This window comes from Granulicella pectinivorans (assembly GCF_900114625.1).
GTDB lineage: Bacteria > Acidobacteriota > Terriglobia > Terriglobales > Acidobacteriaceae > Edaphobacter > Edaphobacter pectinivorans.
The window spans coordinates 499,379-515,835 of the sequence record NZ_FOZL01000002.1 but is presented as its reverse complement, the minus strand read 5'-3'; the positions used below and the strand labels follow the sequence as shown (position 1 = coordinate 515,835).

The window sequence follows — 16,457 nt, the reverse complement described above, 5'->3', positions numbered from 1 at the left end:
ACCGAACGAATCTGAAATTTTCCCAAACGATGAAACCCCGCGTCCCGCTTGCACATACTGATAGAGTACGCGGCATTTGGCCTAATGTTCAGCGACTGTTGTGCGTGCGATCCACTATCATAGAAGGCACCTTAGTTGCCCCGCCGGTGTATGCGGGATGATTGGAACGAGAGCACATGGCCATCAAGGCAAAGAGCCCGAAACCCGCAGAAACCTCCAACGTAAACCCCGACCAGCGCGAGGCGATCTTCGACATCTTCCGTCGCTGGGGATTCCTTCAGACGACACTCGATCCTCTGGGACAGTTCCTTCCGGGTGAGCCGTTTCCGACGCCTGCGCCGGATGGCGAGATCTCGGCCGAGGCCCGCGGATACTACTGCGGAACGATCGCGGCGGAGTTCATGCACATTGCCAGTCCGGAGCGCCGCGCGTGGATTCAGGCGCGGATGGAGACGAAGCCGGAGAAGCCGGACCAGCGGCATGTGTTGACGCAGTTGATCAAGGCCGATGTGTTCGAGCAGGTGATCCAGTCGCGATACCTGGGGACGAAGCGGTTTTCTCTGGAAGGGCTGACGGCGCTGATTCCTTTTCTGGATGCAGTGTTTGCGGCGAGCTCGGAAGTTGGTGTGACGCACTCGATTCTGGCGATGAGCCATCGCGGGCGTTTGAACGTGATGACGAATACCGTGGGACGTGGGGCGGAGGAGATCTTCGCGAAGTTTGAGGATGTGGATCCGCGGTCGACGCTGGGTGGCGGCGACGTGAAGTATCACATGGGCGCGACGGGAACATATGTTTCGCCGACGGGCAAGGAGATCGACCTGCACCTGGTGTCGAACCCTTCGCACCTTGAGGCGGTGGATCCGGTGGCGATCGGCCGGGCTCGTGCTTACCAGACGCGACTTGGGCAGAGCGGTCGCGACCAGGTATTGCCGATTATCATGCATGGTGACGCGGCGTTTGCCGGACAGGGCATCTTTGCCGAGGCGCTGGTACTGGCGGCGTTGTCGGGCTTCAATGTGGGTGGATCGATCCATGTGATCGTGAACAACCTGCTTGGATTTACGGCTCTGCCGGAGGAGTCGAATGCGTCGCGGTTCTCGTCGGATATGGCGAAGCGGCTGCCGATTCCGATCTTCCATGTGAACGCGGAGGATGTGGATGCGGTGGTGCGGGTGGCGAAGCTGGCCGCGGAGTATCGGCATGAGTTCCATTCGGATGTGGTGATCGACCTGGTGGGGTATCGCCGGCATGGGCACTCGGAGGTGGATGATCCGACGGTGACGCAGCCGCGCCGCTATGCGGTGATCAAGGATCATCCGGTGCTGTCGCAGATCTATGCGAAGGCGGTCGGGATCGATCCGGCGGCTGAGATTGCGGCGGTGCAGAATGACTTTCTGGCGAAGCAAAAGGAAGCGACGACGTTTGAGCATAAGCCTGTGCTGGCTACGCTGCCAAAGTACTGGGATGCTTACCACGGCGGGTACTTTGCGGATGCGAAGGATGTGAAGACTGGTCTGCCCGCAGCGAAGATCGCTGAGCTGGTGAAGGCGACGACCAAGGCTCCGGAGGGCTTCAACATTCACCCGAAGGTGAAGAAGCTGTTCGAGCAGAGGATGAAGATGGCCGAGGGATCGCTGGCCTTCGACTATGGCATGGCCGAGCTGGTTGCGTATGCTTCGCTGCTGGAGACGGGCACGCCGGTGCGGTTGTCTGGACAGGACTCGCAGCGCGGAACGTTCAACCAGAGGCACTCGGCGCTGGTCGATACGGAGACCGAACAGCGGTATGTTCCGCTGGCGCATATGAGCGATGGGCAGGGTCGGTTCGAGGTGTATAACTCGATGCTGTCCGAGGCTGCGGTGCTGGGTTTTGAGTATGGGTTCTCGCGCGATTTCCCGGAGGCTCTGGTGCTCTGGGAGGCTCAGTTTGGCGACTTTGCCAATGGCGCGCAGATCATCATCGATCAGTTTATCGTGGCGAGTGAGGCGAAGTGGGGTCTGTTGTCGGGCCTGGTGATGTTGCTGCCGCATGGGTATGAGGGGCAGGGGCCGGAGCACTCGAGTGCGCGTCTGGAGCGGTTCCTGCAGTTGGCCGCGCATGACAATATCCAGATCTGCCAGCCTTCGACGGCGGCGCAGCACTTCCATATGCTGCGGCGTCAGGCGATGCGTTCGTTGCGGAAGCCGCTGATTGTGATGACGCCGAAGTCGATGCTGCGTCATCCGGATGCGAGCTCGCAGTTGAAGGACTTTGAAGCGGATCACTTCCTGACGGTGGTGCCGGATCACTCGGTGAAGGCACCGAAGCGGATTCTTCTGGCGAGCGGCAAGTTCGGGCACAATCTGCGCGTGGAGCGCGAAAAGCGCGCGATTACGGATGTGGCGATTGTATTTATCGACCAGCTTTATCCTTGGCCCAAGGATGAGTTGCAGGCCGCGCTCGATGAGCATCCGGAGGCGACCGAGATTGTGTGGGCGCAGGAAGAGCCGGGGAACATGGGTGCGCTGTTCTATGTCATGAATGAGCTCCGTGGAATGGTGAGGGATCGGGCGGTGCTTTCGATCAAGCGCTCTCCGAGTGCCAGCCCGGCCACCGGCTCGGCGAAGGCACATGATCTTGAGGAGAAGGTGCTTCTGGATCTGGCGTTTGGAAGCTTGAAGGCGTAAAGCAGTATCGAAGGGATGAAAGGCGGATCAGCGCGGGCGATGGCCTGGCTGATCCGCCTTTCATCTTTTTATCCCCTTTATTCTGTTTGGGCTCTGCATCGGAGAGGGTATGCAGAACATCGGAGATTAGATGGAAACGACGACGAAGCTGATTGCGATCGAAGAGCATTTTCTTACCGCGGATATCCGTGCTGCCTGGGCGGCGTCTTCGATTGGGCAGGAAGGCACCAGCGGGTTTGACCGGGGCGAGATGGAGACTCGGCTCGACGACCTGGGAGAACACCGGATCGCGCTGATGGACGAGAGTGGGGTGGATGTTCAGGTGCTGTCTGTGACCACACCGGGGCTGCACAATCTCGAACCAGAAGAGAGCGTGGATCTGGCGGTGCGGACCAACGATCTGCTGGCCGCAACCATTGCAAAGCATCCGACGCGGTTTCAGGGCTTTGCGGTGTTGCCAATGGCGTCGCCGGCCGATGCTGCGATGGAGCTGGAGCGCAGTGTGACTCGGCTTGGACTTTCCGGAACGATGCTCTGCGGACGCACGCGGGACAAGAACCTCGATCATCCGGATTTTCGACCGATGTTTGCAACTGCGGCGAGGCTTGGTGTGCCTGTTTTTATTCATCCGCAGATGCCGCAGCGCGCGGTGAGGGAGGCTCTCTACTCCGGCTTTGGCGACCTGGTGGATACAGCTTTTGCTACGTTTGGCCTGGGGTGGCACTACGAAGCGGGGATTCAGTTTGTGAGGCTTGTGCTATCCGGTATTTTCGATGAACATCCCGGGCTGCAGATCATTCTGGGTCACTGGGGCGAGGTTGTTCTGTTTTACCTGGAACGCCTGGTCGCGCTGTCGCGTGTCACGAAGCTGGGGAGGCCGCTCGCGGAGTATGTGCGGGAGAATCTCTACGTGACGCCGAGCGGGATGTGGAGCCAATCGTACCTGCAACGCACGCTTGAGAGTGTGGGGCACGATCGGATTCTGTTTTCTACGGACTACCCGTACCAGTATCGGCCGGGCGCGCCGGGACGGGCCTTCCTGGAAGGAGCCGCTCTCTCTCCGCAGCAGAGGGAGATGTTTGCGCATGGCAACTGGGAGAGGCTGACTGGAGCGGCGCTCACCGCATGAAAGTGGGATGTGTTGGGCTAGGTCATTTTGTAGCCGTGTTCTGTTAAGCTGCGGTGATGTCCGATTCGCACTCTCCCTCCCCTTTTAGCCTTCAGAATGCGGCCAATGCCGAGATGATCAAGAATGGCTTTCACCTTGGGTTTGCGCCGGAGGTGGAGGCGCAGGTTGCCACGTTGCGGGAGGGTGGGTTGCCCGATGAGACCGACCTGCGCGGGCTGCTGTGGTCTTCGATCGACAACGACACGTCGCGGGATCTGGACCAGATTGAGTGGGCGGAACGGACTGCAGATGGGATTCGGGTGCTGGTGGGGATTGCGGATGTGGCCTCTCGGGTGGAGAGGGGCACGCCAATCGATCTGCATGCGGCGGACCAGACTTTGACCGTGTATACGGCGGTGCATAACTTTCCCATGATTCCACTGGAGCTTTCCACCGACCTGACCAGCCTGAACGAGGGGCAGGAGCGGCTGGCGCATGTGCTGGAGTTTACGGTGACGCCGGATGGGCGTCGGGTGAAGTCGGGGATCTCGCTGGCACGGGTGGAGAACAAGGCGCAGCTTGCTTACAGCCGGGTGGGGCCGTGGCTGGAGGGCACGGCCGAGGCAGATGAGAAGGTCGCCGCGAGCGCCGCGTTGCAGGAGCAGTTGAAGCTGCAGGATGAGGCCGCGCGCGCGCTGCATGCGGCTCGGCTGGCGGCTGGCGCACTGGAGTTCAACCGGTCGGAGGCGGATCCGATTGTGATTGACGGGACGGTGCATGGGTTGCGGACGAGCACGCATAACCGGGCGATGGATCTGATTGAAGAGTTGATGATTGCAGCGAATGAGACGATGGCCACCACGCTGCGGGCGGCGGGGCGGTCGTGTATCCGGCGGGTGGTGCAGGTGCCGGCCCGGTGGGAGAGGATTGTGGAGGTCGTGCGGCGGGAGGGGACGGAGCTGCCTCCGGTGCCGGACTCGAAGGCGTTGAGTGAGTTTTTATGTGCAAAGAGGGAGGCAGATCCGGATCACTATCCGGATCTGGCGCTTTCGATTATCAAGCTGATGGGGCCAGGGCAGTATGTGCTGGCGAAGGGCGTGGTCGCGCCGGGGGATGCGGAGCAGGGGCATTTTGGGCTGGCGGCGCAGGACTACGCGCACTCGACGGCTCCGAACCGGCGGTTTCCGGATCTGGTGAACCAGAGGATTGTGAAGGCATGGCTGGAGGGTGCCGAGCCGCCGTATTCGGATGAGGAGCTCACGGCGATTGCGGGGCATTGCCTGGAGCGCGAGGGTGCGGCTCGCAAGGTGGAGCGGGCGATGATCAAACGGGTTGCGGCGGTGGCGTTAACCCCTTCGATTGGGAAGACGTTCCGCGGGGTGGTGACGGGGGCGAGTCCGAAGGGTACGTATGTGCGGGTCTTCGATCCTCCGGTGGAGGGACGCATTACGCAGGGGGATGCCGGTCTGGATGTGGGGGATACGGTTTCGGTGAAGTTGGTGCATACAGATCCAGCGCATGCGTTTATCGATTTTGCTCGGGCTTAGGGTATCCCCCACCCCCGCTTTTAGACCTAAAGTACGGCGGAATAAAGGGTTAAGCCTGGACTTGTTTCTTTGTCCTGTCGCAGATGCGCAGGAGGGAATTCAGAGCTTTGGGTGATGCTTCTATTATCGGCTTTTGGCGAGAACTCATCGCTCACGGCTATCCAGCTTTTTTTCAAGGGTTTAGGCGGTTTTTGGGCTTGATATCCAATTTTGCTGGTGTTTTTGAGCAGATTATTTTTGCAAGGGTGAGTGGGCCTATCTCCAGGCGGTGAGGAGGTGTGCGGCGGACCCTTTCAGGGTGAGGCCGTCGGTGCGTTCGGTGAAGAAGCGAGCGGCGATGGCTTTGGTGTCGAGGTCTTCGATGTAGGAGAAGACGGCTAGCTCGGCGCGGACCTCTCCGGGGGTGAAGAAGAGACGGAAGGGCTCTCCGGCCTGGGCGACGCGTGAGGCGAGGGAGTCGTGGGCGAGCTGCTCGAGGACCGGGAGGGCATGGCGGGGGAGGCTGTAGTCGAAGGTCACGCCGGAGCCCTCGGGCATGTTCGCGATGAGGCTGAGGGTGGTTCGGAAGGCTTCGAGGGTAAGGTAGGGGACGACGCCCAGCCAGGCGAAGAAGGCGGGCTGGGTGAAGTCGAAGCCGGCGTCGGCTAGCTGGGGGGGGAGGGACTGAGTCTCGAAGTCGACGGGGATGTGCCGGACGGAGAAGGGGATGGCGATTTGGGCGCGGGTGAGCATCTCGTGCTTCCAGGCCTGGGTACTGGGGTGGTCGACTTCGAAGACCTGGAGGCCCTCGTAACGGTTGCGGTAGGCGAAGGTGTCGAGGCCGGCTCCGAGGAGGCAGTACTGGCGGACTCCATGTGCGTAGGCCGTGGCGAGTTGCTCTTCGGCGTAGCGGCTGCGGGCTACGAGGAAGGCGCGGAGGGCGGCGGAGAAGGGGCGGCGCTCCTTGTCTGGGGTGCGGCGTAGCTCTTCGCGGTACTCGGGACCGAGGATGAGGACGGCGAGCGGGTCTTCGAAGATGAGGGGACGGTCGACGATCTGGTGGGCGGCTCTGCGGAGGGCCACACGGAGAGCTGTCCTGGAGGGTTGGGCTTCTTCCATGAGTTGAGTTTACGTGGCGGTGAGCAAAAAAAACCGAGACGGATTTCTCCGTCCCGGACGTTGAGGAACGTGGGTGGCTAGAAGAGGATCTTGGCTCCTAGCTGGATCTGGCGAGAGGTGGCTGCGGAGGTCACGACTCCGGCTGTGGGGCTGGCCACGGCGGCGGCGAGCTGGGCTGATGATGCGCCTTGCGTGGGGCCGGACGAGTAGATGACCGCGTTGGGTGTCAGCAGACTGGTGTGGTTGAGGATGTTGAAGAACTCGGCACGGAACTGGAGGCGGGTTCTCTCGGTGATCTGCGTGCTCTTCAACAAGGAGAGGTCCCAGTCGGCGAAACCGGGGCCGGTGAGGGTGTCGCGGCCAAGATTTCCGACGGTGCCGTAGGCAGGCGCCAGGAAGGCGGCGGGATTGAAGAACTGGGTGGCGCGCTGGGTGGTGGTGCCGCCCTTGATGATGGGGCCGGAGAAGTTAGGGTTGATGTCGGGGCGGACGGGATTACGGGTGTCTCCGGAGCCGGTGGGGTTGTAGCCAAGTTGCGGAGTGAAGGGAAAGCCGGTCTGGAGGTTGGCGATGGTGCTGAGGCTCCAGCCGGAGATGAGCTTTTCGGTGGGAGCGTTCAGGTTGGCGAGGAAGAGCTTGTTGTGGCCTACCGGGAGCTCATAGGAGCCGTTGAGGGTGAAGATGTGACGGACGTCGGTGGCGGCGGGGCCGTAGTCGAGCTCAGGGCGCTGCGGGACGGAGACGAAGGCGGGGGTGTTGGCGGAGACGCTGGTGTTCCATGCAGAGCCGTTGTCGAGATTCTTCGAGAAGGTGTAGTTGGTGCGGAGCTGGATGCCGTGAGAGAAGCTGCGGCGGAGGTCGAGCTCCAGGCCGTTGTAGTTCGAGATGCCGCCGGAGACCCAGGAGGTGGTGTTGGCCACGAGGGGGTTTGCCTTGACGATCGTCGGGTAGTAGATGGTTCCGTTGGAGAGGGTGGTGAAGGCTGGCTCGTTCTGGTCTTCGGAGAGGATCTGGTGGAAGCCGTGCGAGCCGATGAAGCCGACGGTGAGGGTGGTGTTGGGGGCGATCTGCTGCTCGACCTTGAGCGAGTAGGAGAGGACCGCAGGCGTGTCGATGTCGGGCTGGACGTTCGACGGAGAGATGAGGCCTGCAGCACCGCCGGTGGGGTTGGCGATGGCGACGTTGGCGTAGGAGAGCGTGGTGTTGAAGGGGGCGGCCTGGTCGAAGCGGTAGTCAAGGTTGTCGAGCAGCGAGCGGTGCAGGCCCACACCGGCCCGGATAGCCGTCTTGCCGGAGGCGAAGGGGCTATACGAGACGCCGACGCGGGGTTCGGGGAGGAACTTTGCGTGATTGTCGGTGAGGCCGGAGCTGCCGACGGTGGGGTTGGTGTTGATGATGCCGTTGGTGAAGCCATAGATGCCGGCGCGGCCCTGCGACTCGTTGAAGCCGTTGGTGGATTCAAAGCGGATGCCGGCGCGGACCTCGACCTTCTGGCCGAACTTGATGGTGTCTTCGAGGTAGGCGGCTCCCATGTAGGAGCGCCAGCCGAGTTCGGTGGGGTTGGGGACGATGGTGAAGGTTTTGACGGTGCCCTGCAGGAAGGTGGTGAGGGAGGCGAAGGAGGCCTGGCCGTACTGGTTCTGGGCGAGGTTGTCGTTGGACTGGAGGCGCTGGATCCAGCCACCGGCCTCGATCTGGTGGCGTCCGATGGTGTAGAAGATGTGGTCGTCGAAGGTGAAGAGGTTGCGGACGGTGCCGTTGTTGGAGCCGACGTTGCCGCCTGCTCCGGTGATCTGTGAGGAGCCGTTCGAGGCCGTGGAGCCTGCGATGACAATGGCTCCGACGGGCTTGCCGCTGACGAAGCCAGGAGTGACGACGGGCGTGCTGCCGAGGAAATAAAAATTGGCGCGGGAGAAGCCGACGCGGGCGGTGTTCAGGAGGCGCGGGGAGAAGACATGCTGCTCCTGAATGCTCAGGACTTGTTCCCGCAAGGTCTCGTCGATGAGCGAGAGGGGGTTCTGGGTGGGGGTATGGGCGACGGAGTCGTCGATGGTGTAAACGGCGAAGAGAAGATCGTTGGCGGTGAGATTGGCGTCGAAGCGGGTGGTGCCGAAGTCTTCGCGGATGTGCTGGGTGGGGCTGGAGAAGGCCTTGGCGATGCCGGTGTTGAAGCCGGTGGTTGGATCGGTGAGCTCGGGTCCGTTGGCGACCGGCCAAAGGTTCAACAGAGGCGCTACGCCAGGGGCGATGCCCACGTTCTGGAGGACACCGGTCTTGGCGTTGGGGAGGAAGCCCTGGCGGGCGGCGGCGTCGGGGACGAGGGTAACGTCGGTGATGCCGAGGTTCTGACGGTAGGACTCGTAGTTGGCGAAGAGGAAGAACTTGTTCTTCTTGATGGGGCCGCCGAGGGAGCCGCCGAAGTTGTTGCGCTGGAAGTTGGGGATGCGGGCCTGATCGAAGAAATTACGCGCGTCGAAGAAGGAGTTGCGAAGGAACTCATAGGCCGAGCCGTGGAGGGCATTGGTGCCGCCGGCGGTGACGATGGAGACTTGTGCGCCCTGGCGCTTGCCGTAAGAGGAGGAGTAGGTGTCGGAGACGACGTTGAATTCGCGGACGGCGTCGACGCCGAGGAGCTGGCCGCTGGTGCCGCCGGGGGTGACGTTGATGAGCGACGCTCCGGTGTACTCGATGCCGTTGAGGAGGTAGAGATTGTCCTGAGGACGGCGGCCAGAGATGGAAAACATATTGCCGACGGACGAGTTGGATGTGCCGATCGACCCGCTGCGCTGGGCGGTGTAGTTGACCGTGGCGGGGTTGAGGGTCATGAGCTGGTCGTAGCTGCGGCCGTTGAGGGGGAGCTCCTTGATCTGGCGCTCGTCAACGAGACCAGAGGTCTGCTCGGTGGAGGTGTTGACGACGGGGGCGGAGTCGGTGACGGTGATGGCGACGGAGGCTCCGGTGACGCCGAGGGAGAGGTCGATGGACTCGCTCTGGCCGACGGTGAGCTCGATGCCGGTGCGGTGCTGGGACTCAAAGCCTTTGGCGGTCGCGGTGACGGTGTAGACGCCGACGGGAATGGAGGGGGCGGCGTAGCGGCCGTCGGGGCCGGTGGTGAGGTGGCGCTCGTTCCCGGTCTCGTCGTTGTGGACGAGGACGGAGACGTTGGGGAGCGCGGCTCCGGTGCGGTCGGAGATGGTGCCGGAGATGGTGCCGCCGACGACCTGGGCGTGTCCGGCCAGGGTGAGGATGAGGGCGAAGAGCCCGGCGAGGATCCGGTAGACGATGGGCAGAGGCCGTCCGGGTCCGCGAAGATCGCGTGTGTGCAGGGTGGTGCGAGTTACGAGCGGGGTGGTGCGGGCGTACGTGGTCTCCACAGTCATCTCTCCAGGTGCAAAAAGGGCAGGGCCTCCCGGAGCGCTCATGGCGGCTCCCTGGGAAGGCGGCAAATCGGTCAATTTTTAGGGGGGGAGGTATTTTTAGCGACAACAGCGGTCATCCGGGGCGCCGGCAATGTTCTTGCGGCTACCTTCCCGGTTGGCGGAGGTGACGAGTTTCGTTCCGAAATAGGCGGCGTTTACAAGGTATGTAACGACAAGGGCTGAAAAATAGAGAGTCGTCATCGCGGCACTCCGTGGGAATAGCTCCAGTAGACAAGGCCGAGGGTGATCAGCGCGATAAAGATCTCGCCAAGGATGCCGACGACGAGAGGACGCCAGCCCTGCCCGACGAGGTCGCGGAGGTTGGTGCGCAGTCCAACTCCCGCAAAGGCTGGGAGGAAGGACCACTTGGAGAGGTTGGAAAGGCTGACGAGCTGGCCCTTGGAGAAGAAGCCTGCGGTCGCCAGAACGGAGATGGCGAGGAAACCCAGGATGAACTTTGGGAACTTCTGCCAGAGGAAGAGACCTTTGTGCTCGACGACCGCGGCCTGCCCGCGGCTGGACCAGTAAATGGCGTAGGCGAGCACAACGAAGCCGATGAAGGCGGAGCGTGCGGTCTTGGCGAGGACGGCGAAGCGGCCTGCTTCGTCGCCGTAGAGGGCTCCGGTGACGGTGGCTTCGGCGGTATTGTCGACTGCGAGGCCGGCCCACATGCCGTAGGCCTGCTGGCCCATGTGCAGCAGGTGGCCGATGGCAGGGAAGGTGAAGAGGGCGATCGCGCCGAGCGTCAAGATGGCCGCGATGGCGGTGGAGGTGTCCTCTTCCTCGGGATCGATGGCCCCTTGCGCGGCCATGATGGCGGTGACGCCGCAGATGCTGGAGCCGATGGCGAGCAGGCTCGTGAGCTTGGGGGGAAGCTTGAAGAGGCGTCCCAGCAGATGCATGACGGAGAGCGAGAGGGTCAGTTCGATCGCGACGAGATACAGGGAGAGCGAGCCGAGCTTCAGGACGTCCTGCATGAGGAACTTGGCGCCGACGAGGACGATGCCGAGCTTGAGCCAGAGCTCATAGGTGGCGACGCCGGGGCTGAAGAGCGGGCGGACGCCGATGGTGTTGGAGATAATGAGGCCGAGGACGATGGCCCAGAGGACGTACTCGATGTGGGGAACGGGCAGATGGTAGCGGGTGTGGAGGTAAGTCTGGAGGGATTCGAGCGCCTTGCCGAGTAAACCGATGCCGAAGAGCAACGCCATGCCGGGCAGTACGGCGAGGAGGCGCGGGCCTATCGGGGCTGGCGTCTCCTGCTGGCTGGTGTCGGCGATGGCGATGGTCGAGGTCATTAGAAGCCGATGTGCGGGATGATATTGAATCGGATGAGCGCGGCGAGCGTGAGGGCGATGGTGATGGCCAGCAGGTCGACGTTGAATTTGTTCTTGTGGCCGAGGTCCGAGTTCTGGCTTGCCATGGTGTTTCTCCGGGTGTTGGTCGGGGCAAAAGGAAAAGCCCACGTATCGCGCGGTTGGCGCTGATACGTGGGCTCCTGAAGGTCTTGGCTCTCTCTTGTTTAGATGGCCTGGATCAGGGATGTGGAACGGTGCGCCACGCAGCAGCAACTCTTGCCCATACAACAAGGGCAACAAGTACAAGCCGGCATGCGGTGCGATCCCATCTGTCAAGAGTAGAGGGAATATGGGGGTGGCGTCAAGGTTTGGTTGGGATTGCTCCCTGATCTGCACCCTTGGTAGGCCTTGGCCGCCGGGAGTCCTTGTCTCCGAGGAAGAGACGGGCTGGACGGGGAATGGGTGCTCCTCTCTTCTTACTGCGTTTTCGATGATGAAAGTCTGCGTTGATTGGTGAAATGAGGTTGTGTGCCAGTTTGTGGCTTTGAGCGGGTTATTTCAACGGGCGAAAAGAATTCGCAATATGCGAAAAGTTTCTTGACATTGCAGCCGGTCGCTTTATAGGATTCGCGCGTTCCGAAACAGGGTGCTCAGTCCGTCGCGACTTTCTTGATTGAAAAGCTTTTCATCCGACCTTTGTTCGAGCTGAATTCTGGAGGCTGTCCCGATGCAAACGATGAACTGTCAGAGCGTGCGTTTCGCTCTTCCGCAGTGGGCTGTTTTGCTTGTGCTGGCAGTTGCAGCCGCCCTGTTCTCCTGTTCTGCGGGTGCGCAGAGCTCTTCGTCCGCGGTGAACGGCGTCGTGAGCGATCCGAACCAGGCGGTGGTGGCGGGCGCGAAGGTGACGTTGAAGAACACGGAGACGAACGTCGAACGGGATACTGTCTCGAACGGGTCGGGCAACTACTTCTTCACGAACGTGCCTCCGGCGCGTTATACGGTTTCGTTTGTGATGCAGGGCTTTCAGACGCAGAGGATCGCAGCCTTCGATCTGGGCGTGGCGCAGGCGATCACGATCAACGCGTCGCTGAAGGTGGGCGCGGTGTCGGAGTCGGTCACCGTGGAGGCGACGGGCGCGCAGGTGGAGAGTTCGACCGCGCAGCTTGGTACGACGATCGGCCAGAGGCAGGTGAATGAACTGCCGCTGAACGGTCGCAACTTCACGCAGTTGCTGACGTTGACGCCGGGTGTGTCGTCGGTGAGTACGGGGCAGAACTCGAGTGCGAGCAACACGTCGAACGTGGCGGGTTCGACGGTAACGTTTCCTTCGATCAACGGCGCGGGTAACCGGTCGACGATCTTTCTGGTCGACGGCATGAACGACAATTCGGCCTGGTACAACACGTATGCGGTGCCCCCGATCATCGATACGATCGAAGAGTTCAAGATCAACTCGCACAACGATTCCCAGTATGGCGGCTCGCTTGGTGGTGTGGTGAACATGACCAGCAAGGCCGGCACAAACACGTACCACGGCAGTGCGTGGGAGTACATCCGCAACAACAGCTTCGACGCGCAGAGCTACTTCCCAAGCGTGCTGAAGCCGTCGTACCACTTCAATACCTATGGCGGGCAGGCGGGCGGCGCGGTGCGGATTCCCCACCTGTACGACGGACGGGACAAGACGTTCTTCGAGTTTGGCGCGGAGATTACGCACTACGCGAAGTCGGGCGCCACGAACATTCTGGAGCCGACGGCAGCGCAGCTTGGCGAGTCGACGTATGGCGGGCCGCAGACGCAACCGGCGCTGGACTTCAGCAGCTCGGCTTGCCCGGTGGGGAGCTACAGCACGGCGACGTGCCAGCTCTATGATCCGACCGCAGGCGGCAACGGGTATGCGGCCGGAAGCAATGGATATGGACCGTATCGTCCGGCGTATCTTGGCAACCAGATCCCGGTATCGCAGTTGAACAAGTACTCGATCGCTTATATCAATGCGATCTTCACGCAGGCTCCGATTGCGATTCCCGGAGTTGCAGCCACGGTGGCAAACCAGCAGATTACGGCGGCCACGCGGCAGAGGACATACAACTACACGGGCCGGATCGACCAGCACATAGGGAACAAGGATTTCATCTTCTTCCGTTATGGCGGGTTTCAGTCGTACAACCTTGCTCCGGCCGGTCTGCCGACGCTGTTTACGACGACCGAGCTGCCCTCGCAGCAGTGCGGCGTGAACTGGACGCACATCTTCAACGCGAGCACCACGATGCAGGTGCAGTACGCCAAGAGCCATGTGGAGAACTACGTGATTACGGCGTTCAACAATCCGAATATATGGCAGGTCTTCGGCTGCTCGGCGGATATGTGCAACTCCTATGTGCAGAAGGCGACCCTGATGTCGACGATCAGCATTACGGGCGGGGTCTCGGGCGGTGAGAACAATAGCCCGACGACGAACCTTTCGAGTATTCATGAGTGGTCGGGTAGTGTGACCAAGACAGTCGGCAGTCACCAGATTCAGGCCGGCGGTGGATGGGACCAGGTGAACTACACGGCTGTGTTACAGAATGCTTCGATCGGCTTTACCGGTGGCTCCACGTCCAACTTCAACAACAATACGCAGAACCCTACGCCGACGCTGGCTTCGCCGGGATGCCCGCAGGGCGTGCAGTGCTCGACAGTGAATTCGGTGGGCGCAACGTCGACGGCGACGAAGCAGGCGGGATCGGGGTTGGCGGACTTTCTGCTGGATTATCCGAACAACGAGAACAAGCGCAATGTGAACCTCACGGAGAGGCCGGGCGGTATCGCCAGCATCTACCTCCAGGATAGCTGGAAGATTGTGCAGAAGCTGACCTTCAACTATGGCCTGCGCTACGACCGTAGCGTAATTCCCGCGTTCGGCACGCAGGGGACGGTGGGGTTGAACGGAAGCATTGAGACGGGCGACTTCGACTTCAACACGGGCGACTATATTGTGCAGCAACTGCCTCCGCTATGCAGTGTGCGCGGTCATGCACCCTGCCTGCCGAGCGCGACGCTGCCGGCGCATGTGCGGGTCGCGAGTGGAGGCAAGATTCTGCATGGGACGAAGACGAACTTTGGGCCAAGGCTCGGGCTGGCGTATCGCGTGAACGATACGATGTCGATTCGTGCCGGTTTCGGGATGACGTACGACAACTGGGCTTCGATCATCCAGATGACGCAGAACTACCAGGGGTCGTGGCCGGATACAGGCACGCTGCAGATCAACAACACGAACACGCCCGGCACGATCTACACGTCGGCGCAGAACCCATTCGCGGCGAATGGCGGCAACCTTCCTTCGACAACTCCGTTCAGCTCTTCGAACGTGAACTACATGGTGGATCCGCAGTGGAAGAATCCCTACTCCGAGCAGTACAACCTTGGGATCGAACAGCAGTTCGGACGCAACACGGTGTTGTCGTTGAACTATGTTGGGTCTGAGTCGCATCGGCTGGATATTGGCGGGTATTACAACACGGGTACGCCGGCGGCGGGGTCCTCGTTCGCGACGAGGCAGACGCTGGGGACGACGGGGCAGCCGTTTCCCTACACGGTGCCTGAGAAGTCGTGGGACCACAGCGGCGCGAATGCCACGTACAACGCGTTGCAGGCTTCGCTGGCGCGACACTTCACGTCTGGGCTCGGCTTCATGGTGGCGTATACGTGGAGCAAGACGCTGAATGAAGGCGGCGATGGATTCTTTGGGGTGGAAGGCGGCGTGCCCGAGGACCCGTATAACGTGAAGACGAGCCGTGGTCCGGCGGGCTTCAACCTGCCTCACATTTTGACGGCCAATGTGGTGTATGAGCTTCCGTTCGGCACGGGCAAGATGGTCTCGACGGGGAACCGTACGGCGGACTATGTGATCGGACACTGGCAGGTGAACAGCATCTTCGTGGCACAGTCGGGACGCAACTTCAATGTGCTGTCGGCAGGCGATATCGCGAACACGGGCAACGCGTCGACATATGAGCGGGCGAACCTGGTGGGCAATCCGTATCAGGCGGGCCCGATCTCAGGGAATCCGACCTGCGTTCCTCCGGCGGGCAATACGCGCACGATCCAGCAGTGGTTCAATCCTTGCGCGTTTGCCACGCCCGCGAGCGGCACGCTTGGGAACTCACCGAGGAACTTCCTGCAGGCGGCGAACTACTTCAATGTCGATGCCTCTATCTTCCGCATCTTTCCGATCAAGGAGAGGCTGCAGGCGAAGCTGGATGTCGAGGCGTTCAACGTACTGAATCACCCGATTCTGGGTACACCGGGTTCGACGACCACGACGACCACGACCTACGGCATCATTACGGGAACGAATAACACGTCGCGTGTGCTGCAAGGGGCGGTGAGGATCCAGTTCTAGGACTGAAGAGAAAGATGTAATCAGGACTAAAAAGTAGAACAAACGACACTGCTCAGGCGGAATTCATGGTCTTGAGCAGTGTCGTTCTTATGCCGCAGCGATACTTTTGTTTTCGAGCGCACAAGGGATTGGCTCTGTTTCCTGGTGAGATTGCAGTCTGGCGTAGAGCTCGATGGTTTGGCGGCGGCAGTTGATGGCCAATGCAAAGCGGTCGTCACCGCGGACGCGGGTGGGGTCGAAGCGGATATTGACGCGGAGGCCGCGCAGGCCGAGGCAGCGGAAGAGGTGCGGAGCGAAGACCATGTCTCCCCAGAAGCAGACGTCGTTGGCTACGGTCGCGTCTGGGTTGGGGTCGTCGAGGACGTAGGAGAGCGCGGCGGCGTTCATGGGGACGTCATCGGCCAGAACGGAGTGGTAGAGGCCGCGACGGAAGGGCAGAACTTCAGAGCCGTCGGTCGTTGTGCCTTCGGGGAAGAAGAGAACGGGGAGGCCGCTGCGGTAGGCGTCGCGCATCGCTGCGTTGACCTGGGCGTGCGTCTGGGTTTGTCCGCCCTTCACGTCGGCTCGCTGGACATAGACGGTGCCGGCCTGTGCGGTGATCCAGCCGAGGAGAGGCCAGCCGCGGATCTCGGACTTGGCGACCATCACGCAAGGCGCTACAGCGGAATAGACGAGGATGTCGAGGTAGCTGAGGTGGTTGGAGACGACGGCCAATCCGTTTGGGGTGATGACGGGCAGAGGGCCTTCCACCGTGCAGGCGATGCCCATCGCGCGGACGATGCGCCTGCACCAGCGATGGACCCACACGGCTCCTGCCGGTCCCGGGCGCAGGCCGAAGAAGAGCTTTCTGACCTGGCCATCGATGCAGGTGGCCAGCAGCAAGGTGACGAAGAGCGTGCTTCGCAGAAGTGAGCGGACTAAAGTCATG

9 protein-coding genes are annotated in these 16,457 nt (G+C 61.4%); 4 read left to right on the top strand and 5 right to left on the bottom strand.

Annotation, left to right across the window (positions count from 1 at the left end):
• Positions 1-176 precede the first annotated feature (176 nt).
• The 3 genes from BM400_RS19975 to BM400_RS19965 all read left to right on the top strand — a co-directional run bounded on the left by BM400_RS19975 (position 177) and on the right by BM400_RS19965 (position 5,324).
• On the top strand, positions 177-2,669 hold the full coding sequence (locus BM400_RS19975; protein ID WP_089843208.1) for a 2-oxoglutarate dehydrogenase E1 component: 2,493 nt from the start codon (positions 177-179) through the stop codon (positions 2,667-2,669).
• Positions 2,670-2,799: 130 nt separating this feature from the next.
• Positions 2,800-3,798, top strand: a complete 999-nt coding sequence (locus tag BM400_RS19970) for an amidohydrolase family protein (protein WP_089843206.1) — start codon at positions 2,800-2,802, stop codon at positions 3,796-3,798.
• Between the two features lie 56 nt (positions 3,799-3,854).
• Positions 3,855-5,324: an RNB domain-containing ribonuclease gene (locus BM400_RS19965; RefSeq protein ID WP_089843204.1), complete on the top strand. Its 1,470-nt coding sequence runs from the start codon at positions 3,855-3,857 to the stop codon at positions 5,322-5,324.
• A gap of 255 nt (positions 5,325-5,579) precedes the next feature.
• On the opposite strand, the gene BM400_RS19960 is transcribed toward BM400_RS19965, so the two are convergent.
• The 4 genes from BM400_RS19960 to BM400_RS22885 form a co-directional block, all read right to left on the bottom strand.
• Complete coding sequence (locus BM400_RS19960; RefSeq protein ID WP_089843202.1) at positions 5,580-6,422, bottom strand: class I SAM-dependent methyltransferase; 843 nt, start codon at positions 6,420-6,422, stop codon at positions 5,580-5,582.
• Between the two features lie 77 nt (positions 6,423-6,499).
• Positions 6,500-9,802, bottom strand: a complete 3,303-nt coding sequence (locus tag BM400_RS19955) for a TonB-dependent receptor (RefSeq protein ID WP_089843200.1) — start codon at positions 9,800-9,802, stop codon at positions 6,500-6,502.
• A 236-nt stretch (positions 9,803-10,038) separates the two neighbouring features.
• A complete protein-coding gene (locus tag BM400_RS19950; RefSeq protein WP_089843198.1) occupies positions 10,039-11,139 on the bottom strand; it encodes a YeiH family protein in 1,101 nt (366 codons plus the stop codon).
• On the bottom strand, positions 11,139-11,264 hold the full coding sequence (locus tag BM400_RS22885) for a hypothetical protein (RefSeq protein ID WP_281245528.1): 126 nt from the start codon (positions 11,262-11,264) through the stop codon (positions 11,139-11,141). Before BM400_RS22885 ends, BM400_RS19950 begins: the two co-directional genes overlap by 1 nt.
• Before the next feature lie 602 nt (positions 11,265-11,866).
• Here BM400_RS22885 and BM400_RS19945 point away from each other — a divergent pair.
• The gene (locus BM400_RS19945; protein WP_089843196.1) at positions 11,867-15,529 is read left to right on the top strand and encodes a TonB-dependent receptor; all 3,663 of its coding nucleotides are present in this window, start codon (positions 11,867-11,869) and stop codon (positions 15,527-15,529) included.
• 87 nt (positions 15,530-15,616) lie between these two features.
• Here the strand turns inward: BM400_RS19945 and BM400_RS19940 are convergent, their stop codons facing one another.
• Positions 15,617-16,456 (bottom strand): lysophospholipid acyltransferase family protein, encoded by an 840-nt coding sequence (locus BM400_RS19940; RefSeq protein ID WP_089843194.1) that lies wholly within the window; start codon positions 16,454-16,456, stop codon positions 15,617-15,619.
• Position 16,457: the final 1 nt, after the last annotated feature.

Bases quoted from the DNA above. Each gene is read 5' to 3' on its own strand.
- BM400_RS19940 (WP_089843194.1), bottom strand. From the start codon at position 16,456: ATGACTTTAGTCCGCTCACTTCTGCGAAGCACGCTCTTCGTCACCTTG.
- BM400_RS19975 (WP_089843208.1), top strand. From the start codon at position 177: ATGGCCATCAAGGCAAAGAGCCCGAAACCCGCAGAAACCTCCAACGTA.
- BM400_RS19945 (WP_089843196.1), top strand. From the start codon at position 11,867: ATGCAAACGATGAACTGTCAGAGCGTGCGTTTCGCTCTTCCGCAGTGG.
- BM400_RS22885 (WP_281245528.1), bottom strand. From the start codon at position 11,264: ATGGCAAGCCAGAACTCGGACCTCGGCCACAAGAACAAATTCAACGTC.
- BM400_RS19965 (WP_089843204.1), top strand. From the start codon at position 3,855: ATGTCCGATTCGCACTCTCCCTCCCCTTTTAGCCTTCAGAATGCGGCC.
- BM400_RS19960 (WP_089843202.1), bottom strand. From the start codon at position 6,422: ATGGAAGAAGCCCAACCCTCCAGGACAGCTCTCCGTGTGGCCCTCCGC.
- BM400_RS19950 (WP_089843198.1), bottom strand. From the start codon at position 11,139: ATGACCTCGACCATCGCCATCGCCGACACCAGCCAGCAGGAGACGCCA.
- BM400_RS19970 (WP_089843206.1), top strand. From the start codon at position 2,800: ATGGAAACGACGACGAAGCTGATTGCGATCGAAGAGCATTTTCTTACC.
- BM400_RS19955 (WP_089843200.1), bottom strand. From the start codon at position 9,802: ATGACTGTGGAGACCACGTACGCCCGCACCACCCCGCTCGTAACTCGC.